Raw genomic sequence first — 456 nt, 5'->3', positions numbered from 1 at the left:
AATCATAACCACTAGTAAACTAGTGGTTTGCTCAGACCCCATAGGGGTCAGTACTTGCTGACCCCTATAAGGGGTACTGAGGGTTTGTTATCGCATCACAATTTCAGGCAGCCACTAACAGTGGCTGTCTTTTTTGCCTTATTTCACCCTGTCACCCGTAAACGGGTCTCTGTACTCTTTGATCGATATCTGGTCCGATGTAAAGTCTTCTTCCAGCTGATTACGAATGTACTCTCCGATGATTCGGGCGTTCTTCCCTACTGTATCAGCATAGTACCCTCGACACCAAAAATTTCTATTTCCATATTTATACTTTAAATTTGCATGTCTGTCAAATAGCATCAGTGCGCTCTTGCTCTTGAGCGTTCCCACAAATTGTGCTACACTTTTGTAAGGCGGTATACTGACCAGCATATGAATGTGATCGACACATGCTTCTGCCTCTATGATTTCTAC

General features: G+C 43.4%; 1 protein-coding gene. It reads right to left on the bottom strand.

The features are described from left to right. Nucleotides 1-138: 138 nt before the first annotated feature. A partial coding sequence (gene tnpA / locus H6A25_RS12535) for an IS200/IS605 family transposase (RefSeq protein WP_204752454.1) occupies nt 139-456 on the bottom strand: 318 nt, incomplete at its 5' end.

This window comes from Intestinimonas butyriciproducens (genome assembly GCF_016901775.1).
Lineage (GTDB): Bacteria > Bacillota > Clostridia > Oscillospirales > Butyricicoccaceae > Pseudobutyricicoccus.
The sequence above is the reverse complement of the archived record's forward strand: the minus strand, read 5'-3'. Positions and strand labels throughout refer to the sequence as shown.